Raw genomic sequence first — 18,463 nt, 5'->3', positions numbered from 1 at the left:
ATTCGATGAATATGGCTTCAAACGAAGACGATTACAAGGCCATTCCCGATTAGGAATAAAAACACCCGACCCAAGACTGGCTCGGATCGGGTGCTTTGGCGCCACTTAAGGCGCGCAGCCGCATGGGGCGATGCGGCTGATAGGATTTAGCCGCGCGGGCAGGTATCCTTGTAACGCTGGCCACGCGAATTCTCGTACCAGCACAGGTTATTGCTGTTCGGTACGCGGCCAATCATGTTACCGACCGCAGCGCCGGCGACGGCACCAACACCCGCGCCCACGGCCGTGCTCAGAACCGAGCCACCCAAAGCCGCGCCAACGACAGCGCCACCAACGCCGCCAACAGCGGCGCCCTGTTGTGTGGTGGTGCAAGCCGTCATGGATAGAGCGGCGCAGGCGATGATCAGAAATTTATGCATTAGGAAACCCTCCGAGAAACAATCGAGGCTCAAACGTGTGGCCACGGACTTGGTTCCAATACAATTTTAACCAAACTGTGTCCGCTTCCTATTTACCCACAGTCCGGCTGAAGACGCCGCCAATAATGACTGCGAGCCAGCCGCCGATCATGCCCACGCCACCGATCGGCGCGGCCATGGGGAAAGCGGCATGCCCAAGATACTGCCGCACCAGCAGGTCGCCGGCGAAGACCAGCGTGCCCAGCCCCAGCAGGATCGCGGCCGCATCGAACAGCCGCCCACGCAGCGATGACAGCCCCAGCGCCAGCAGAGCCGGTCCATGCGCCAGGCATACCATGGCGATTGGCCCCAGATTGGTACCATCGCCGCCGTGGCTGGCCGCAGCCGCCGCCATCACCCCGCCGCCACCCAAAATGCCCGCCACCACGATCGTCAGCCGCGCCAAAACCGGGTTGGTCTGTGCCATGAAATTTCCATCCTGCGCTGTCGCGGGCGGCGCCATGCCGTCCGCCCTTTCCCCTGCCCTCGCCTTCGGCTAAACCGAAAGCGCGAATGGGACGACATATCATGACCGATCAGACAACGGCAGCGCGCCACGCTGCCGCAGAACGCGTTGCGCAATCCACTGGCTGGACGACTGAACTGCGCGCCATGTTCACCCTAGCCTGGCCGCTGGTCATCGCCCAACTGGCGCAGAACGCCCTCACCACCACCGACGTCATCATGATCGGCTGGCTTGGCCCCACCTATCTGGCCGCCGCCACGCTGGCGACCACCTTCCTTATGCCCTTCCTCGTGGCAGGCATGGGCATTGTGGGCGCGGTGGCGCCGCTGGTGGCGCAGGCGCGCGGCGCCCGCGATATCAAGGCCGTCCGCCGCATCGTGCGCCAGGGCGCCTGGGCCGCCATTCTGCTCGCCGCGCTGCTGACCCCGTTGATCTGGCAGATCAAGCCGATTTTCCTCGCGCTGGGTCAGAATGCCAGCGCCACCGAAATGGCTGAGCAGTTCATTCACATCGGCGTCTGGATGCTGTTTCCGGCGCTGTTGCTCACCGTGCTGCGCTCGCTGGTGTCGGCGTTCGACGACACGCGCGTCATCCTCTGGATCACCGTGGCCGGCGTGTTCTTCAATGCCGGGATGAACTACCTGCTGATTTTCGGCAATTTCGGCTTTCCCCGGCTGGAACTGCGCGGCGCCGCGATTTCCACTGTCACCACCAATCTGCTGATGTTTGCGCTGATGCTGGCCTATGTGCTGCGCCATCGCCGCTTCAAGCGCTTCCACATCCTGCTGCGCTTCCATAAGCCCGACTGGCTCCGCTTCCGCGAAATCTTCCGCATCGGCACGCCGATCGGGCTGACCGTGCTGGCCGAAGTGGGCCTGTTCACCGCCGCCGCGCTGCTGGTGGGTCTCCTGGGCACCGATGAAGTGGCGGCCCACGCCATCGCCCTGCAATGCGCCTCGATGGCCTTCATGGTGCCCCTGGGCATCGGCGCCGCCACCACGGTGCGCGTTGGCCTCGCCTATGGCCGCAGCGACCCCCAGGGCGTGCATCGCGCCGGCTGGACCGCCATCGCCGTCGGCGTCGCCTTTATGGCGCTATCGTGCCTCTTGTTCCTGACGCTGGCGCCCGTTGTGGTCGGCCTGTTCCTCAACGCCAACGAGCCGGCCAATGCCCATGCGCTCGCGCTCGCCGCAACCTTCCTTGTCGTCGCCGGCGTGTTCCAGCTGGTCGATGGTGCGCAGGTCGTTTCGGCCCACGCCCTGCGCGGGCTCAGCGACACGACGGTGCCGATGATCCTGGCCATTGCCGGCTATTGGCTCATTGGCCTGCCGATCGCCTATGTGCTGGGCTTTGTGGTGCAATGGCGCGGCGTCGGCATCTGGATCGGCCTTGCGGCCGGCCTCGCCTTCGTCGCCGTAGTGCTGGTCGCCCGCTTTGCCCTGCGCGAACGCCTGGGCCTCATGCGGCCCCGCTAAAAATCTTCGGCCTTAATGCTGAGGCCCGAGAGCCCCGATCCAGTCTCCTCCCCCCGGGGGGAGGGCCAGGGTGGGGGTTCCAGACCGCCCACCGGCTCCATGTCATCTTCTCGTCCCGCCCCAAAAGAGCAGCCGGCCTCAATACCCGGTGGCGTTCTGTATAAAGTCGGCGCGCGCTCGCAAGGCGACGTCCGATTTCACATCCACCATGGCGTGCATGAAGGCCGATAGCGCCGGGCACAAATCAGGATCGGTCGCCCTGCCCCCGGCAATCGATGCGAGGTAGGACGGGGGATGGCCATCGGTGACGATCTGGCTCATCACCTGCTTCCAGTCTTCCTCGCTGGCCGGCCCGACCGCATCGGGGTCTTCCAGCGCACTGACCACGGCGGAAAAATAGGCCGCGCTCTGCCGGTCCAACTCCAGCGCATAGCCCGGTGCCGCGCCGATCGTGTACAGCGCTCCCGCGCCGTCCGTGGCAAACCCGCCGCACACCGCCGCGCCATCACGCTGCAGCACGCTCTGGTAAAAATCGGCCAGGCTCAGCACCACCAGCGCTGACATGTCGGCCCGCGCAAACTGCAATTGCGACGCATACTGCTTGCGCAGCGCCGTCAACTCGAGAAAAGCCCGCTGCATCTTGAGCTGTGGCGAGATTTCCGTGCTGTCGATATCGCCGAAACTCTGTTCCAGCGCCTGCAGGTCTTGCGGAAAATCGGCAGCCAACACACTGCGGGTAACCGGGTACTGTTCGGCGAAGAGTGCCGCAGTCGTCTCGTTAGTGGTTTCGACAGCGAACGCCGGCGGAGCCAGCGCGGCGAGGGCAACAAGGGCAATTGCAAAAAGCTTCATGGCCGAACTCTGCAAACTGCGATGCATCCAGTCAATCCTATTGTCGCGGCCAATCGCCCATGCGATTGCGAAACCACGTCCGCTGCCGCTTGGCATATTGATGGGTGGCGGTGATCGCCAGCCGCAGCGCCTCCTCGCGCGACAATCGTCCCGCCAACCAATCGGTAATCTCGGGCACCCCGATCGCCTTCATCGCCGGCAGGCTGGGATCGATATGCTGCGCCAGGATCGCCTCCACCTCCTCCACCGCGCCACTCTCGAACATCGCCTCGAACCGTCGCGCGATCCGAGCGCGCAACACATCGCGATCCGGGTCCAAAACCAGCCTTTCGATTTTCCAGCTTTCCAGCATGCTGGCTCGCGGCGCGTCCTGAAAGCTCGAAATCGTCTGCCCCGTCGCCCGCTTCACAGCAAGCGCCCGGATCACCCTTTGCGGGTCCGCAACCTTGAGCCGAGCTGCAGTCTCGGGGTCTTCCCGCTGCAGCAGAGCCAGCCGCTCGCCTGCATCCAGCGCTTGAATCTCCTGTTGAACTTCAAGTGCCACAGCCTCCGGCACCTGCGGAATTTCGGCGAATCCATTTAGCAACGCATCGAAGTAAAGCCCTGTCCCGCCTACAAAAATCAGCGGCCGTCCCTCCGTCTCAGCAATCGCCTCCGCCACCGCATCCAGCCACCGCCCCGTCGAAAACCGCACCGCCGCCGGCACAAATCCATAAAGCCGATGCTCCGCCCGAGCCAAGTCCGCCGCCCCCGGCCGCGCCGTCACCACCGCCAGCGTGTCATAAACCTGCATCGCGTCGGCATTGACGATCACCGCCCCCCGCTCTGCCGCCATGCCAAGCGCCAGCGCCGACTTGCCGCTGGCAGTCGGACCCGCTATCAGCACTGCAACTCGCCCGCTCATCACCGACATCCCCAAGAGACCTCACCTATGCCGGTTCTCTGCCTCATCGCCAATCCCACCGATAGCGAACTCGACGTGGCCCTGGCCGCCCGCGTGGTCAAACAGGTGGGGGGCGAGCTTAACTGGCTTAACCATTCTATTGCCTGCGAAATCCTTGAGCCGAAGTCAACCGATGCGCTCGCCGAGGCCCGCGAAATCATCGGCGCCGCCAAGGTCGATGCAGCCCTCGTGCCCACGGAAAATCGCCGCAAGCAGCTCCTCGTCGCCGACATGGACTCCACCATGATCAACGAGGAATGCATCGACGAGCTGGCCGCCGCCATCGGCATCAAGGACCGGGTCGCCGCCATTACCGACCGCGCCATGCGCGGTGAACTGGACTTCGGCCAGGCGCTCGACACCCGCGTCGCCCTGCTCAAAGGCCTGCAGCGCAAGGTCATCGAAGCCGTCCGCCGCGAAAACATCACCCTCGCCCCCGGCGGACGCGCGCTCATCTCCACCATGAAGGCCTATGGCGCCTATACCTCGCTGGTCTCGGGCGGCTTCACCATCTTCGCCGATTATTTCGGCAAGCGCATCGGCTTCGACGAAGCCATCGCCAATGTGCTGCTGTTCGAGGACGACGCCCTAACCGGCACGGTGCAAAAGCCCATCGTCGACAAGAACACCAAGCGAGAGCGCCTGACGGCCCTGGCGACTGAACGCAACCTGCCACTGAGCCAGACCATTGCGGTCGGTGACGGCGCCAACGATCTCGACATGATCCGCATCGCCGGCTTCGGCGTGGCCCTCCACGCCAAGCCTGCCGTCGCCGCCGAGGCCGGCGTCCGCATCGACCACGGCGACCTCACCGCCCTGCTCTATCTGCAGGGCTATGACGATGAAGAGATCGTGCGGTGATCATCGAAACCGAAAGGCTCTTTATCCGCCAGTGGCAGGACGGCGACCGCGCCGCCTATGCCAGCTTCGTGGCCGATCCGGTGGTCCGCCGCTTCTATGTCGATACCTTAACGGGCGAGCAGAGCGACGCTGCGGTCGATAGCTACATCGAAGGCTATGAGCGAGACGGCTTCGGCTTCTGGCCGGCCATCCGCAAAAGCGACGGTGCGCTGATCGGCGACGTCGGCCTGGCGCCGGTACGGATGTCCCTCAATGGCTCGCCACCTGCCGAAATCGGCTGGCTCCTTGGCCAACAATTCTGGGGCCAGGGCTACGCACCAGAAGCCGCTCGTGGCGTATTGGATTTTGCCTTCAAAAACTTTGGCTTGCCCGAAATCGTGGCTTTCACCTCCACCTCCAACATGCCAAGCCAGCGCGTCATGCAGAAACTCGGCATGCTGCTCGATCCCGATGGCGACTTCGAGCATCCATTGGTTCCGGAAGGCCACAAGCTACGGCCGCACGTGCTTTATCGCATCCCCAATCCGAACCCGATTTAGCCCAACTTCACCGCAATAAACCGGCTCGATCCCGCCGGGTCGGTGACCTTGAACAGCACCACCGGGCGTTTGGCGGTGCTGGCTTCGGTTACCAGCGCTTCGATCTCCTCGACGCTGGACACTGCCTTCTGGTTGACCTCGGTGATCAACAGGCCCGGAATCATTCCCTTTTCATAGGCATCGCTGCCATCGGTCACCTCTGTGATGATGATGCCGTTGACGGCCGCGTCGATCCCGAATTCGGCCCGTGCCGCGTCGTTCAGCGGTGCCACGCCGAGGCCAAGCAACTCATCTAGCCCGACAGCAGGCGCGGTATCCGCCATTGCCGGCGCCGGCGCGTCGGTGCCCGCCACCATCGCCGTATCGCCCGGCACTTCGAGCCGGCCGAGCGTGATATCGACGTCCTCTTCGGAGCCGTTGCGCAACACCTTGACCGGCACGGCTCGACCAACCGCGGTCTCGGCCACGATGCGCGGCAGGTCGCGCATTCGCGCCACCGTCTTGCCGTCGAACTGCAAAATCACGTCGCCTTCCAACAGCACGCCAATCGACGGTCCTGCCGGATCCACATCCACCACCATGGCCCCATTGGTATTGGGCCGGTCCAGACTGAGCGCGATATCGTCGGTAACTTCCTGAATGCCGACCCCGAGCCAGCCGCGCCGCGTCTCGCCGAACTCGGTCAGTTGGCGCACCACGGGCGACGCCAGATTGCCCGGCACGGCAAAGCCGATACCCAGCGATGAGCCGCCCCGCGCGATGATGGCCGTATTGATGCCCACCACCTTGCCATACATGTCGAACAGCGGTCCGCCCGAATTGCCCTGGTTGATCGAGGCATCGGTCTGGATGAAATTATCGTAAGGCCCCGCCTCGATATCGCGATTGCGCGCCGAGACGATGCCGAGCGTCACCGAACCGCCCAGCCCGAATGGATTGCCGATCGCCATGACCCAATCACCGACCTGTGCGCTGTCGCTGTCGCCGAATTGCACAAAGGGCAACGGCGTTGGCGACTCGATCTTGAGCACGGCCAGGTCCGTCTTGTCGTCATGCCCGGCCAGCTTCGCTGGCAGCCGGCGCCCATCGGTCAGATAGATCTCGATCTCGTCGGCGCCCTCGATGACGTGATTATTGGTGACGATATAACCGTCGGCGCTGATAATGAAACCGGAGCCCAGGCTGGTGGCCTCCTGCATCGGGCCTTTGCCCTTGCCCTCATTGGGGTTGAGGTGGTCGAACATGTCCCCCAGCGGCGAACCCTCGGGAAATTCGGGGAAGGGCGTACCGCCCGGCACGTGCGTGGTACTGCCGATATTGACCACGGCTGGCGATAATTGCGCCGCCAGCGCGGCGACGGATTTCGGGCCCTGCGGCTCGGCCTGAGCATAGACGGGGCTGCTGGCCAGAACCACGGCCAGCACCAATCCTGCGATTGCAAAACGCCCCATGCTGCACTCCCCTACTCATCGGCATTTGACGCAAAGCCAATTTAGCCGCGCTGGCGCGGGAAGCAACCGGCTCGATTGCGCGATAGGGTTAACCCGGCACAAGAAACAGTGAAGCCGGCGCTGTCGGAGGATAGCGCCGGCTTCGGATTGGGCGAATTGCGTCTTACTGGACCGCAGGAGCGGCCGGCGTTTCTGCCGGCGCGGCGGGGACAATCGGATCAACCGGCGCCGGTACGTCGGTGCCGACCGTGGGCGTCAGTTGAGAGCCATCCTGCAGTGTAATGGTCGGCGGCGCGGGCGACTCTTCGATACCCAGGCCATCCAGCGCCGGCTCGTTGGACGGCGGTGCCGTCAACGGAGCCGCTGTCGGCTGGATCGGCGGAGCCAGATTGGTACTGGCGGCCGGGAGCGAGCCGTTGGAGCCGAAGTACTTGAAGAACTCCGAATCCGGCGACAGCACCATCGTCGTGCCAGTCCCGACCAGCGACTTGCGATAGGCCTGCATCGAACGATAGAACTCAAAGAACTCCTCGTTCTGACCATAGGCCGCCGCAAACAGCCGGTTACGTTCGGCGTCGCCAGTACCACGAATGATTTCCGCGTCACGGGTTGCCGCAGCCACGATTTCCACAGCCTGACGATCGGCGATAGCGCGCAGGCTCTGTGCCTGCTCCTGACCACGAGCCCGCAGCAGGGCGGCCTCGGCCAGACGCTCGGCGCGCATGCGTTCAAACGTTGTCGCCGACACTTCAGCGTCGAGATCGGTGCGCAGGATACGCACATCGACCACGTCGATACCCAGTTCGGCCAGATCAGGCCGGATCAGGTCGCGCACTTCCTGCATCATCTGCGCGCGCTGTTCCGACAGCGCCGCATTGAATTCACGCAAGCCGTAGACCTGGCGCAGGGCCGAGTCGAGGCTGGCCCCGATACGGTCTTCGGCCACCGAAAGCTGGCCGGTGGCACGCTCGCGGAACAGACGCGGATCGGCGATCCGATAGGTCAGGAACGCGTCAACCTGGTAGAAGGCATTGCCCGAAACCTGGACGCGCATATTGGCGATATCGTAGCGCAACAGACGATCTTCGATGATCTGGACGCTATCGACGATATCGGTCGGCACCTTGAAATAGATGCCCGGTTCGGTGCGGACATCGGTGATCTGGCCGAAGCGCATGACGATAGCCTGCTGGCGCTCGTCCACCACATAAAGCGACGAGAACAGCACATAGATAGCCGCGACGATAAGGACGCCGATGACGATGAGACGGTTTTGCATGGCTTAGTTCCCCGTCGTCTGGTTGGTCGTCGCGGGGACGTTGGTTTTCGGGCCGGGCTTCAACTCAGGCAATGGGAGATAGGGGATAACACCCTGCCCCCCTTCGCCTTTTTCGAGCAGGACCTTTTCCGATCCGCCCAGTACGTCTTCCATCGTCTCGAGGAACAGGCGCTTGCGCGTTACCTCGGGCGAGTTGACGTATTCGGCATAGACGGCGTTGAAGCGCTCTGCCTCACCGGTCGCTTCCTGCACCACGCGGTTGGTATAGGCGGCGGCGTCTTCGCGCAGCGCCGCAGCACGGCCACGGGCATTACCCAGCAGCGTATTGGCATAGGCGCGGGCCTCTTCCTGCAGGCGGGTCTCATCCTGTCGGGCACGCTGCACTTCGTTGAAGGCATCGATGACTTCAGCCGGCGGGCCGGCGTTTTCGATCAGCACCTGGCTGACATTCACGCCAAGGCCGTAGCTCTGCAGGATGCCCTGCGTGATGGAGAGCACTTCGGCCGAAACGCCGCTTCGGTCATCGCTGTAGATGTCCTGTGCGGGACGGCGGCCGACGACTTCGCGCATGGCGCTTTCGGCGGCGAAGCGGACCATGGATTCTTGGTCGCGTACATTGAACAGGTATTGCACCGGATCGTTGATCGCCCAGAACACCGAGAACTGCACGTTGACGATGTTCTGGTCGCCCGACAGCATCAGGCCTTCATCGGAGCTTGTTGAGGCATTGGTCCGCGATCCGCTGGCATTGGCGACGCCGATTTGGGTCTGGTTGACGGTGGTGACCACCCGCTCAACCGTTTCCATGGGCCACAGATGGAAATGCAGCCCAGGCATGGAAAGCTCGGGCTTGGGCTGGCCGAAGCGCAGCTCGACGCCAACTTCCTGCGGATCGATCGTGTAGATCGAGTTCAGCAGCCAGAAGCCGATGACGACAACGACGCCGCCGATGATGGCCCAGCGTCCGCCCGGCAAGCCGCCCTGGAATTGGTCGCGGCCGCGATTGAGAATATCTTCGAGGTTGGGCGTCTTGCCCGGCCGGCGTGGCCCGCCGCCACCGCCCGGGGCTTGGCCCCATGGTCCGCCGTTATTGTTGCGGCCACCGTCGCCTCCGTTATTCTCCCACGGCATCGCGTCCCTTTCGGATGTTTTATAAAGTCATTGCAGCCCTATATAGGGAAGGCTTCTCCGCCGATCAATGCGCACTGTCCTAACGCCGCTCGTACACTTTGACGCGGTAGGTGGCGCTGTCCTTGTCGGAGGGGGTAATCTCGGGCAGATCGACCACTGCCCACTCTTCAGGATGGATCGTGGGAAACCGTACATCCCCCTCCGGATGCAGGTCGATATGGCTGATATAGAGCCGGTCGGCCCGGTTCATAAGCTGGGCATAAAGCTCGCCCCCGCCAATGATCATGATCTCGTCAACGCCATCCGCCGCGGCGATGTTTCGCGCCTCTGCCAGCGCCGCATCGATGCTGAAAAACACCAGCGTGCCCTCGGGCTGGTAGCCCTCTTGCCGCGTAACGATGATGTTGGCGCGCCCCGGCAGAGGCTTGCCGACCGTCTCGAACTGTTTGCGCCCCATGACGATGGGCTTGCCCATGGTCATGCGCTTGAAATAGGCGAAATCGGACGGAATGCGCCATGGGATGGTCTGGCGGGAGCCGATCACGCCATTCTCGGCCACACCGGCAATCATGGCGATCCGCACGCTCATGCGGCACCCAACCGCAGTAGCGCATCACCCTCGACGCGCACCTTGGTCCATTCGTCCTGCATGACGCCGCCCTGCGATTTGTAGAACTCGATGGACGGTTCGTTCCAGTCGAGCACCCACCATTCGAAGCGTCCGAGCCGTTCTGTGACACAGCGCCGCGCCAGGTCGGTCAGCAGCGCCTTGCCGATGCCCTTGCCGCGCAGTTCGGGATCGACATAAAGGTCTTCCAGCCAGATACCGTGCCGCCCCTGGAACGTCGAGTATGTGTAGAACCAGAGGGCAAACCCGACCGGCTTGCCCTCCCATTCGGCGATCTCGCAGAACACTTTGGGTTCGGCTCCAAACAAGTCGCGAACCACGTCCGCTTCACTCGCCTTGGCCTCGTTTTCAAGCTTTTCATACTTGGCCAACGCCAGCACGAACGCGACAATGGTCGCCGTGTCTTCCGCTATCGCTGGCCGAATGACGAGACTCATTGCTGCCAATCGTTCTTGACCAGCAACAGCACTTCCAGCTCGTCCTCATAGGGCGGCGACCAATCCGTCGCGGTCATCTGGAACGTGGTCGGGCCAATCTTCTTGACGCCCTCGCCGCAGAACGACACCAGGTTCGCCTCGTCGCCCTTGTCCACGGTCAGCGAGAACTTGCCGATCGGGCCGAACCAGTTATTGCCGGTCGACCAGATGTAGGAAATCCAGCTCTCGGTGAACGGATAGGTGGTGTAGCCGTCCGTCGTTTTGCCCTGTTTCTTGATGGCCGCGATCAGGTCATCATCGACACAATATTTCTTCTGATAGGCGGCGAGCTGCTCGTTGGAATAGGTATCGTCGTCCGAGCTCTTCATGAACGTGGCGATCACTGTGCCGCCGACGCTGGGCTTGTAGGTGTGAACCACATCGGCGTCCTTGCCGGCCTCGAAGGTGGCTTCCCAGCTATAGGTCGAGCGCAGCGTCCACATTGGGGTCGTATCCACCTGCGGGCCGTTTCCGGCATCGTATTCCATGGGAATTACCAGGCCCTGCCCGGTCAGCGTCGCCTTGTCGGCGTCAGACAGCGCGTTTAGCGCCGCGAGCGTTTCCTGGCCATAGGGGGCCAGCGGAATGCCCATTTTCTTCAGCTCTTCGGAATAGTCGATATTGTTGGCGAACGCATATTGATGCAGCACCGCATCCACCGGTTTGCCGTTGAACGTGGTCTGGAAGCCAAAGATATTCTCGGGATCTTCGGTAGGAATACCCACCATGAAATCGCCATCGCCCGTGATGTCGGGCATCGGGAACGCCACCAGGATATGCTGGTCCTGATCCGATTTGTTGTGGAACTTGTAGACCACCTTGACCTGCTCGGCGGAGATCGAGAGGTCTTCCGAGGCCATCTCGATATCCTCATTGGTCACGAAGACCAGCCCGCCGGTGCCCAATTGAGCCGTGGTATCGTTGGCCATGGCCGGCAGCGGCGCGAGCAACAGCGCACAGGCCAGCGCGTGAATCAGCTTCATCTCTTGTCTCTCCAAAGACGCAATAGGTTCAAGCGCTTCCCCGGGCCACCCGAATCTTATCCTCAGGAAAAAGCCCGGCATCGACGCACCATCTAGCGCTTAATCGTCGCCACCTGAAAGGTAGCTGAACCGAATAGCTAAACCGCTATCGGCGCCTTGATATGGGGCAGCGGATCATAGCCCTCGATCGCGATATCCTCGAAGGTGAAGGCCTCGAGTTCCTTCACTTCTGGGTTCAGCACCAGCTTGGGCAGCGCTCGCGGCGCCCGCGTCAACTGCTCGCGCGCCTGATCGAAATGGTTGGAATAGAGATGCACATCGCCAAAGGTATGCACGAAATCGCCCACCTGCAGCCCCGTCACCTGCGCCACCATATGCGTCAACAGCGCATAGGACGCGATGTTGAACGGCACGCCGAGAAACGTATCGGCCGAGCGCTGATAGAGCTGGCAGCTCAGTTTCCCATTGGCCACATAGAACTGGAAGAGGCAGTGGCACGGCGGCAGCGCCATCTCGTCGACTTCCGCCGGGTTCCACGCCGAAACGATATGCCGCCGCGAATCCGGCTTGGTGCGGATCGAGTGCACCACATTGGCAATCTGGTCGATATGCCCGCCACCGGGCGTCGGCCAACTACGCCATTGCGAGCCATAGACCGGCCCCAGATCGCCATTCTCGTCGGCCCAGAAATCCCAGATCTTGACGCCGCGCTCCTGCAGCCAGCGCACATTGGTCTCCCCGCGCAGGAACCACAGCAGCTCATAAACAATCGACTTGATATGCAGCTTCTTGGTGGTCAGCAGCGGAAACCCCTGCCCCAGATCGAACCGCATCTGATACCCGAACAGCGAGCGCGTGCCCGTACCGGTCCGGTCCCCCTTGTCGGTGCCATGTTCAAGAATATCGGCGAGAAGCTTGAGATAGGGCTGCATGGGATCATCCTAATGCGATTCGCTCGCCACCTCAGGCCGTTCCCACCGACTTTTCCACGAGCCGCGTCAGCAGGTCGATCTGCTCCTGCTGCTTGCCGATCAGCCGTTTGAGATCATCATTGCGCAACTGGTCGATCTTGTCGTGCAGCGCCATGATTTCAATCTCCGCCTTGAGATTGCACTCATAGTCATGGCCGGTCACCAGGCGATCCTTGGCCGCCTGCCGGTTCTGGCTCATCATGATCACCGGCGCCTGCACCGCCGCCAGCATCGACAGTAGCAGGTTGAGGAAGATGAACGGGTAAGGATCCGGTGCCCCGCCGCGCAACAGCAGATTGTAGCCGACCCAGGCCAGCAGCACGACGCCGAAGCTGATCAGGAAGGTCCATGAGCCGCCAAAGGAGGCGACGCCATCGGCGAGCCGCTGCCCGAATGTCGATTTGTCGTCGAACACTTCGCTCGTATCGCGCGACAGCGCCTGTCTGCCGATCGCCTGCTTCAGCACCTGACGTTCGCGCTTGGTCAGCGCCTGCTCGCCCTTGCCCAGAAAGCGCTCGGCAGCGGTGATGAGTTTGTCGCTCGAAGTATCGGTCATGGCTGGCTCTCTTGGCTTGTCGCCACCAATCTACACCGATTTCATGGCTTTCGCCGCTATGACACCTTCGGCATGTGACTGTCCGATGTCACAATTATCGCCCAGGCTATTTTCATCGCGCCCCGCCCCGCCTATATAGAAGCTGCTCGCAAGAGCTATGGCGATAAACTGTCATCGTAATAAACCTTTCGGACCCGGGGGCAGTACCCGGCGCCTCCACCATCTCCCCCTCTCGAAGGGGTAGCCAACGGGGGCGAAACAGGATCGACGAGGGCGTAAAGGGTGTGCTTTTGCTCGGTGAGGTACCACCGTTATCGGTCCAAAACTTATAGTTGCAAATGACAACCATAAGGCTCCAGTCGCTCTCGCCGCGTAAGCGGTGCTAGCATTGGGAAATTAAGTCCTCCACCCCTAGCCGGGTGACAGGCGGGGTCCGCAGGCACCTGGCAACAGAAGCCTGCACCTTCTCTTTCATCGCTGCGTGCGCCTTTGTTCTTGAAATCTCATGGAACGTAGGGCTGATATGGGTTCTTGCTGCGAGGCGGACGCCTGCTCGCCGCGGCTTGGCTGCTAAACTGCAGCAAATTTGAACTTGGGACTTCCGTTTCGCCCCAATCGGGACGAAAAAGGGGGCCACGGGATTCTCCCCAAACGCCGGAAGGGCGCCTATGGCCGAAGATCTGATCCGCTACGACATTCTGGCACAGGAAGCGCTGCGCGGCGTCGTCCGCAAAGTCCTGTCAGAAGTCGCCAAGACAGGCCTACCGGGCGACCATCACTTTTTCATCTCCTTCATGACCCGCGCGCCGGGCGTTCGTATTTCCGAGAAACTGCTCGGTCAGTACGACAAGGAAATGACCATCGTCATCCAGAACCAGTACTGGGACCTCAAGGTCACCGAAACCGGGTTTGAGATCGGCCTCTCCTTCGATGGCCAGCCGGAATTGCTGGTCGTGCCCTTCTCCTCGATCAAGGGTTTCTTCGATCCCTCCGTGCAGTTCGGCCTGCAATTCGACCCCGTCGGCGCCAAGGCCGACGATGAGGACGAAGATGATGGCGACGATCGCGAAGGCGCCGCCAACGGCGATACCGCCACCGCTGATGAAAAGCCCGGCGAAAAAGTCGTCAGCCTCGACGCCTTCCGCAAGAAGCCCTGATCGGGCCCGAGCGTTGGAAAAGCGCTCGCTGTCCATTGCGGGGCACCGCACCAGCATCGCGCTGGAGCCCGAATTCTGGGCCGCCCTTGACGCTATGGCCTTGGAGGCAGGTCAACCCCTCGCCGCCGTGATCCGTTCGATCGACGGCAGCCGCGCCACCACCAACCTGTCATCCGCGGTCCGGCTGGCCGTGCTGGCCTGGTATCAGGGCAAGGCCCAGCAAGATTAAGGGACGGCGCGGGGCCCGCCCGCTGTCTTTCCCGCCACCACTGTCCTTTCCCGCCACCTACCGTACTTCTCGCCATCCGCCGCCCTTCCCGCGGGCTTGACCCGCGGGCCTCTCGCCGCATGTGCCGTGCTGACAGTGGCCCGCGGGTCAAGCCCGCGGGAAGAGCAGTGGGTGGGGCAGTGCGATAACGAGCGAGTATCCCCCTAATTCAGCGGAATAGTGAACTGCCCCGGCGTCGATGGCGGCGGCAGACCAAGATCCAGCGGCCCCTGCAAGACCGGGTCGCTCTGCGCATTGGGCGGCGTCTGCTGTTGCTGCAACCGCAGAGCTTCTGCCTCGACCGCCGCCTTCGCCGCTTCCTCCGCCGCAGCCTTGGCCGCTGCTTCCGCTGCAGCCTTGCGCTGGGCCGCAATCAGCTTGTTGCGCTCCTCGGCTGCGGCGCGCTGCCGTTCGGCATCCGCCGCCTGCAATGCCTGCAGCCGATCCACCTCGATTTCGTTGGCGCGCATCTGCACTGCGGCCACGAAATTATCGAGGTTGAGACTGGTGACCGGTGCCGCCAGCGTGCCGCTCACACGATTACCGATAAGCGCCGTATCGGCGGTCACCAGATCGTTCGGATCGGTGAACCCGGAAGGGCTCATCACGAAATTGCCATCCAGCCCCAGCGTGTCCAGCCGCACATTGAGATCGCCGCCAAGCTTGGCGCCATTGCCTTCGACCAAAAGATTGGTCATTCGCGCCACGCCCCCCGCGATGGTGAAGGCCCCATTGGCGGTCGGCGCGGTAAACTGCCCCTGCCCTAGCGACAGTCCGATCAGCGCTGCCAGCGCGTCGCCATCGGTCTCCAGCACATCATTGAGACCCGCGACCGTCGGGAACACCTTGGGATCGAGCTGCCGCACCGTCAGGTCATGCAGGGTGAAATTGCCCTCGCCCGACAGCACGCCCAGAATGCTGGCGATGCTGGCGCCGGTCCCCTCGATACTGACGCCGCCGTCGAGCGTGCCGCCCACCGCGTCGGCAACGGCAGGTGACACCACGTCGTCAAGATTGACCCCGGCCAGCGTCAGCCGCCCGGTCACCGATTTGTCCGGCAATGGCCCCGCGCAACACACAACGAGATCGCCGCTGACCGTTCCCGCCCCGATAGCTGCCGACAGCCGTCCCAGCCGCAACTTCGTTTCGTCCCAGCTCAGATCGAACTTGGTGCCGGTTACTGTCGTGGTGCCCGCAATTACCTTCGGCACCGTCACCGCCACTGATCCGCGAGTCTGCCGCGGCGCATGTCCGGTATTGATCGGCCCGTCCGGCCACACCCCACCGCCAGGCACGAGCGCCGAAGCGCCCATCACGCTGCCCACCAGACCGGCCATATCGACGCTGTCGACCGCCATCGTACCGGCGATCACACTGGCGTCTCCGGTGCGCGATTGCGACAGGTCTCCGGAAAACCCGGTCGCGCCGGACGTGCCCGCAATCTCGGTCAGCCGCGTCGCGCGCATGCCGTCAAAATCGAGCGCAGCATTGACCTCGGTTATCGGCAGGCTCATTCCATCAATGCCCACCAACTGCGCCAGCCCGCCGCCATTGAGCGCCGTGCCATGCAGCGTGCCGGTCCCTTGCAATTCGCCATTGCTCACCAGCAGCGTGCCCGAATAGCTCAGGCTCTGCTTGCCGACGCTGGCGGTAATCTGGCTGGTCAAGCTGTTGGACGGGGAACCCGACAAGTTCAGGGCCACCAGCATCGAGCCATCCTCGCCGAACAGTTCAGCATCGCCAAAGCCCAATTGTCGCGTCAACGCCGCCGGATCATTTGACTCCATCGATCCATTGAAGCGCAACTGCCCGCTCAGCGCCTGCCCGACCCCGCCCGCCATCTGCGCCGTCGCATCGATGGCGGCGGTTCCCAGCGTGCCGCCCAAAGTCAGCGTTTGCCCGCCATTTTCCTCGACGGGGTCGAGATCGAAAATTACCTCGCCCGGCAGCGACAGCCCAACGAAATCGCGCCATTCCGCGGGCACCGCCCCCAGGTCGTACAGCGCCGCCAGCGCGGGTGCGTCACCCTTGGCCGCCTTGACGCGCCCCGAGCCCGAAAACTTCGGCTCGGCAAAGGTACCCGCCAGTTGCAGGGCCGCGTCCAGCCCGACACCGCCAAAATCGACTGCCGACAGCCGGGTGAAACTCAGACCGCTATTGCCCCACTGACCTTCGGCCGCCAGCCCTGCGCCCGCCTGTCCCAAAAGCGTCGCGCTCTTGGCCGAGAGCGAAAAGCTGCCGCTTGGGAAGCTCACCGGGAACGACGGCTCCACCGCGATATTGGGCAGCAGTGCGCCCAGAACGGCGCTGTCGCCCGCATTGAGATCGTCGAAGTGCCCCACCACATCGAGTCGCCTTTCGGCGCCAAAACCCACGCGCAATTCAACCGCATGGCTCTTGCCATTCAGCGTCAGCGCGCCCTGGCTCAGCCCCAAAGCGTCGCCCATCAACAACACCTTGGCATCAAGCGAACCCGGCACGTTGAACAAGAGATTGGCCTCATCGGGCTTGCGCCACAGCCGCGCCAGCGCATCCAGCCGCTGCGTCGTCACCGAGGCCTGGCCGTTAAACGCCGGCTTGCCATTCTGCGCTTGCAGCACGCCACTGGCGCGCATAGTGGCCTCGCCCGGCAATTGCGCGGTAAACTGCTCGACCTGCCAAACCTTGCCATCGGTGCTGGCATCCATGCGCACGTCGCGCAACGCGAAGCCGCGCAGGCCCACCTCGGCCAGGTCCACCCCAATCCGCCCGGGCAGCGGCGGAATAAGCGGCGCGGGAAATTCCGACAGCATCCGCACGAACTCGTACGGCAAAAGTGTCGGGTCTTCCTTGGCGTCACGCGGCGGCAAGGTGAAAACGCCGCCCGAGATCACCGCATCAAAACTGCGCCGCGTGCCCAGTTGCACGCTGGCCGCACCCGTTAACCGCATCCCGGCCCGGTTCTCATCGGGCTGCAGCGTATAGGATGAAAAGACAATTCGGTCGGTTGAGGCGGCCACTTGCGCTTCCAGCACCAGATCGCCGCGAATATCATCGGCGGTCTCGCCCGCTGGCGGCTTTTGCCGCAGGCTCAGTCGACCGTCGAATTTCGGCGCCATCCCGGCTTCGAGCTGGCCTTCCGCGGAGATGGAGACTCCCCCGTCGACCGCCGTCACGCTGGCCGTCATCCGACTATAGCCATCGGCATCGACCGCGCTCGAATTGACCCGGATACCATAGCGGCCGTTATTGATCGTGGCACTGCCCTGGAATTGATACGGCCCCGAAAAGCTGTCCAGCCCCAATTCGCCGTCGACATCGCTGGCGACCAGATTCTGTCCTGCCCGCGTATCGGCCAGCCGGATCGTGCCGTCGACAACCGTCGCCTGCTTCAACGCAACGCTGCCCTTGCCACCGGCGCCGAAGGTTACGCCGCTGCCGAACAGCCCGCTTTCGTCGATTGCGACGTCGAACATCGGCTGGCGCAGCACCAGACGGGTGACGTTGTAATCGTCGCGCAAAAACTCCAGCAGCGAAAAATCGGCCTCCACCGTGCCGATCGTCGCCGCCGGATCGGTCGGCGGTCCCACCAGCACATCGGAAAAGCTCAAGCGCGGCTGCGGCAGCAGGCTGAATTCGATATCGCCGCGAATGACCACCTCGGCACCAAGCAACCCGGACGCCAGCGCCTCCATGCGCTCGCGATAATCGCTCCACTGCACGAACCGCGGCACGATGAACGCCGCCGCGAGCACGAGAATCGCCAGCATGCCGATGATGATGTAAATGCGATTGAGCACTTAGGTTTCGCCCGGGTTCGTCGCTGTGAGTTTAGGCAAGTCAGGCTGCCACGCAAGTGCGTGATTGCCTTGTATTATCGGCAAGAATCTGGCCGTTCGCGGCCCCTTCTATCACGCTTGCGTCAAGCGCCACCCTTTAAGCTCAAAAGCCCCCACATACTTGGCTTGCCGTATACATCGCGTGTGACGC

General features: G+C 62.8%; 18 protein-coding genes and 1 other RNA gene. 6 read left to right on the top strand and 13 right to left on the bottom strand.

Translation table 11 applies throughout. From position 1 onward, the window contains the following. Positions 1 to 146: 146 nt before the first annotated feature. Together ABIB57_RS12680 and ABIB57_RS12675 are read right to left on the bottom strand one after the other, a co-directional pair. Positions 147 to 419 (bottom strand): YMGG-like glycine zipper-containing protein, encoded by a 273-nt coding sequence (locus ABIB57_RS12680; RefSeq protein WP_354041249.1) that lies wholly within the window; start codon positions 417 to 419, stop codon positions 147 to 149. An 88-nt stretch (positions 420 to 507) separates the two neighbouring features. After that, positions 508 to 885, bottom strand: coding sequence for a DUF423 domain-containing protein (locus ABIB57_RS12675; RefSeq protein WP_354041247.1), 378 nt, complete (start codon positions 883 to 885; stop codon positions 508 to 510). Positions 886 to 986: 101 nt separating this feature from the next. On the opposite strand from ABIB57_RS12675, the gene ABIB57_RS12670 reads away from it, so the two are divergent. Further along, positions 987 to 2,399: an MATE family efflux transporter gene (locus ABIB57_RS12670; RefSeq protein WP_354041245.1), complete on the top strand. Its 1,413-nt coding sequence runs from the start codon at positions 987 to 989 to the stop codon at positions 2,397 to 2,399. A 138-nt stretch (positions 2,400 to 2,537) separates the two neighbouring features. Here the strand turns inward: ABIB57_RS12670 and ABIB57_RS12665 are convergent, their stop codons facing one another. Continuing rightward, positions 2,538 to 3,251: a hypothetical protein gene (locus tag ABIB57_RS12665; protein WP_354041243.1), complete on the bottom strand. Its 714-nt coding sequence runs from the start codon at positions 3,249 to 3,251 to the stop codon at positions 2,538 to 2,540. Positions 3,252 to 3,288: 37 nt separating this feature from the next. After that, positions 3,289 to 4,164, bottom strand: coding sequence for a tRNA (adenosine(37)-N6)-dimethylallyltransferase MiaA (gene miaA, locus ABIB57_RS12660; RefSeq protein ID WP_354041378.1), 876 nt, complete (start codon positions 4,162 to 4,164; stop codon positions 3,289 to 3,291). A gap of 18 nt (positions 4,165 to 4,182) precedes the next feature. Here miaA and serB point away from each other — a divergent pair, with 18 nt between their 5' ends. Both serB and ABIB57_RS12650 read left to right on the top strand, forming a co-directional pair. Continuing rightward, positions 4,183 to 5,055, top strand: coding sequence for a phosphoserine phosphatase SerB (gene serB, locus ABIB57_RS12655; RefSeq protein WP_354041242.1), 873 nt, complete (start codon positions 4,183 to 4,185; stop codon positions 5,053 to 5,055). Continuing rightward, positions 5,052 to 5,594: a GNAT family N-acetyltransferase gene (locus ABIB57_RS12650; RefSeq protein WP_354041241.1), complete on the top strand. Its 543-nt coding sequence runs from the start codon at positions 5,052 to 5,054 to the stop codon at positions 5,592 to 5,594. The genes serB and ABIB57_RS12650 overlap by 4 nt, the downstream gene beginning before the upstream one ends. Here the strand turns inward: ABIB57_RS12650 and ABIB57_RS12645 are convergent. From ABIB57_RS12645 to ABIB57_RS12610, 8 genes are all read right to left on the bottom strand, one after another. Further along, positions 5,591 to 7,045: a Do family serine endopeptidase gene (locus tag ABIB57_RS12645; protein WP_354041239.1), complete on the bottom strand. Its 1,455-nt coding sequence runs from the start codon at positions 7,043 to 7,045 to the stop codon at positions 5,591 to 5,593. The two genes, ABIB57_RS12650 and ABIB57_RS12645, sit on opposite strands and share 4 nt — an antisense overlap. A 163-nt stretch (positions 7,046 to 7,208) precedes the next feature. Continuing rightward, positions 7,209 to 8,324: a protease modulator HflC gene (gene hflC, locus ABIB57_RS12640; protein ID WP_354041238.1), complete on the bottom strand. Its 1,116-nt coding sequence runs from the start codon at positions 8,322 to 8,324 to the stop codon at positions 7,209 to 7,211. 3 nt (positions 8,325 to 8,327) lie between these two features. Continuing rightward, complete coding sequence (hflK, locus tag ABIB57_RS12635; RefSeq protein WP_354041237.1) at positions 8,328 to 9,455, bottom strand: FtsH protease activity modulator HflK; 1,128 nt, start codon at positions 9,453 to 9,455, stop codon at positions 8,328 to 8,330. 79 nt (positions 9,456 to 9,534) lie between these two features. Next, a complete protein-coding gene (locus ABIB57_RS12630) occupies positions 9,535 to 10,044 on the bottom strand; it encodes a dihydrofolate reductase (RefSeq protein WP_354041235.1) in 510 nt (169 codons plus the stop codon). After that, a complete protein-coding gene (locus tag ABIB57_RS12625) occupies positions 10,041 to 10,520 on the bottom strand; it encodes a GNAT family N-acetyltransferase (RefSeq protein ID WP_354041234.1) in 480 nt (159 codons plus the stop codon). Before ABIB57_RS12625 ends, ABIB57_RS12630 begins: the two co-directional genes overlap by 4 nt. Beyond that, entirely contained in the window at positions 10,517 to 11,542 is a 1,026-nt protein-coding gene (locus ABIB57_RS12620; protein WP_354041232.1) for a DUF4424 domain-containing protein, read from the bottom strand. Before ABIB57_RS12620 ends, ABIB57_RS12625 begins: the two co-directional genes overlap by 4 nt. A gap of 137 nt (positions 11,543 to 11,679) precedes the next feature. After that, the gene (locus ABIB57_RS12615) at positions 11,680 to 12,474 is read right to left on the bottom strand and encodes a thymidylate synthase (RefSeq protein ID WP_354041230.1); all 795 of its coding nucleotides are present in this window, start codon (positions 12,472 to 12,474) and stop codon (positions 11,680 to 11,682) included. Positions 12,475 to 12,505: 31 nt separating this feature from the next. Next, positions 12,506 to 13,069 (bottom strand): DUF1003 domain-containing protein, encoded by a 564-nt coding sequence (locus ABIB57_RS12610; RefSeq protein ID WP_354041228.1) that lies wholly within the window; start codon positions 13,067 to 13,069, stop codon positions 12,506 to 12,508. 105 nt (positions 13,070 to 13,174) lie between these two features. Here ABIB57_RS12610 and ssrA point away from each other — a divergent pair. The 3 genes from ssrA to ABIB57_RS12595 all read left to right on the top strand — a co-directional run bounded on the left by ssrA (position 13,175) and on the right by ABIB57_RS12595 (position 14,455). Next, positions 13,175 to 13,533: a transfer-messenger RNA gene (gene ssrA, locus ABIB57_RS12605) on the top strand. 204 nt (positions 13,534 to 13,737) lie between these two features. Then, positions 13,738 to 14,226, top strand: a complete 489-nt coding sequence (locus tag ABIB57_RS12600; RefSeq protein WP_354041227.1) for an SspB family protein — start codon at positions 13,738 to 13,740, stop codon at positions 14,224 to 14,226. Positions 14,227 to 14,239: 13 nt separating this feature from the next. Further along, on the top strand, positions 14,240 to 14,455 hold the full coding sequence (locus ABIB57_RS12595) for a ribbon-helix-helix domain-containing protein (RefSeq protein WP_354041226.1): 216 nt from the start codon (positions 14,240 to 14,242) through the stop codon (positions 14,453 to 14,455). 203 nt (positions 14,456 to 14,658) lie between these two features. Here ABIB57_RS12595 and ABIB57_RS12590 read toward each other — a convergent pair whose 3' ends face one another. Beyond that, complete coding sequence (locus ABIB57_RS12590) at positions 14,659 to 18,273, bottom strand: AsmA family protein (RefSeq protein WP_354041224.1); 3,615 nt, start codon at positions 18,271 to 18,273, stop codon at positions 14,659 to 14,661. Between the last annotated feature and the right edge of the window lie 190 nt (positions 18,274 to 18,463).

The sequence above is a fragment of the Devosia sp. UYZn731 genome (genome assembly GCF_040546795.1).
Classification (GTDB): Bacteria; Pseudomonadota; Alphaproteobacteria; order Rhizobiales; family Devosiaceae; genus Devosia.
Note: the sequence above shows the minus strand (reverse complement) of the source record. Positions and strands in the feature narration are given on the sequence as shown.

Excerpts from the sequence above, each read along its gene's own strand:
- ABIB57_RS12680 (WP_354041249.1), bottom strand. The coding sequence starts at position 419 with ATGCATAAATTTCTGATCATCGCCTGCGCCGCTCTATCCATGACGGCT.
- ABIB57_RS12675 (WP_354041247.1), bottom strand. The coding sequence starts at position 885 with ATGGCACAGACCAACCCGGTTTTGGCGCGGCTGACGATCGTGGTGGCG.
- ABIB57_RS12670 (WP_354041245.1), top strand. The coding sequence starts at position 987 with ATGACCGATCAGACAACGGCAGCGCGCCACGCTGCCGCAGAACGCGTT.
- ABIB57_RS12665 (WP_354041243.1), bottom strand. The coding sequence starts at position 3,251 with ATGAAGCTTTTTGCAATTGCCCTTGTTGCCCTCGCCGCGCTGGCTCCG.
- miaA (WP_354041378.1), bottom strand. The coding sequence starts at position 4,164 with ATGTCGGTGATGAGCGGGCGAGTTGCAGTGCTGATAGCGGGTCCGACT.
- serB (WP_354041242.1), top strand. The coding sequence starts at position 4,183 with ATGCCGGTTCTCTGCCTCATCGCCAATCCCACCGATAGCGAACTCGAC.
- ABIB57_RS12645 (WP_354041239.1), bottom strand. The coding sequence starts at position 7,045 with ATGGGGCGTTTTGCAATCGCAGGATTGGTGCTGGCCGTGGTTCTGGCC.
- hflC (WP_354041238.1), bottom strand. The coding sequence starts at position 8,324 with ATGCAAAACCGTCTCATCGTCATCGGCGTCCTTATCGTCGCGGCTATC.
- hflK (WP_354041237.1), bottom strand. The coding sequence starts at position 9,455 with ATGCCGTGGGAGAATAACGGAGGCGACGGTGGCCGCAACAATAACGGC.
- ABIB57_RS12630 (WP_354041235.1), bottom strand. The coding sequence starts at position 10,044 with ATGAGCGTGCGGATCGCCATGATTGCCGGTGTGGCCGAGAATGGCGTG.
- ABIB57_RS12625 (WP_354041234.1), bottom strand. The coding sequence starts at position 10,520 with ATGAGTCTCGTCATTCGGCCAGCGATAGCGGAAGACACGGCGACCATT.
- ABIB57_RS12620 (WP_354041232.1), bottom strand. The coding sequence starts at position 11,542 with ATGAAGCTGATTCACGCGCTGGCCTGTGCGCTGTTGCTCGCGCCGCTG.
- ABIB57_RS12615 (WP_354041230.1), bottom strand. The coding sequence starts at position 12,474 with ATGCAGCCCTATCTCAAGCTTCTCGCCGATATTCTTGAACATGGCACC.
- ABIB57_RS12610 (WP_354041228.1), bottom strand. The coding sequence starts at position 13,069 with ATGACCGATACTTCGAGCGACAAACTCATCACCGCTGCCGAGCGCTTT.
- ABIB57_RS12600 (WP_354041227.1), top strand. The coding sequence starts at position 13,738 with ATGGCCGAAGATCTGATCCGCTACGACATTCTGGCACAGGAAGCGCTG.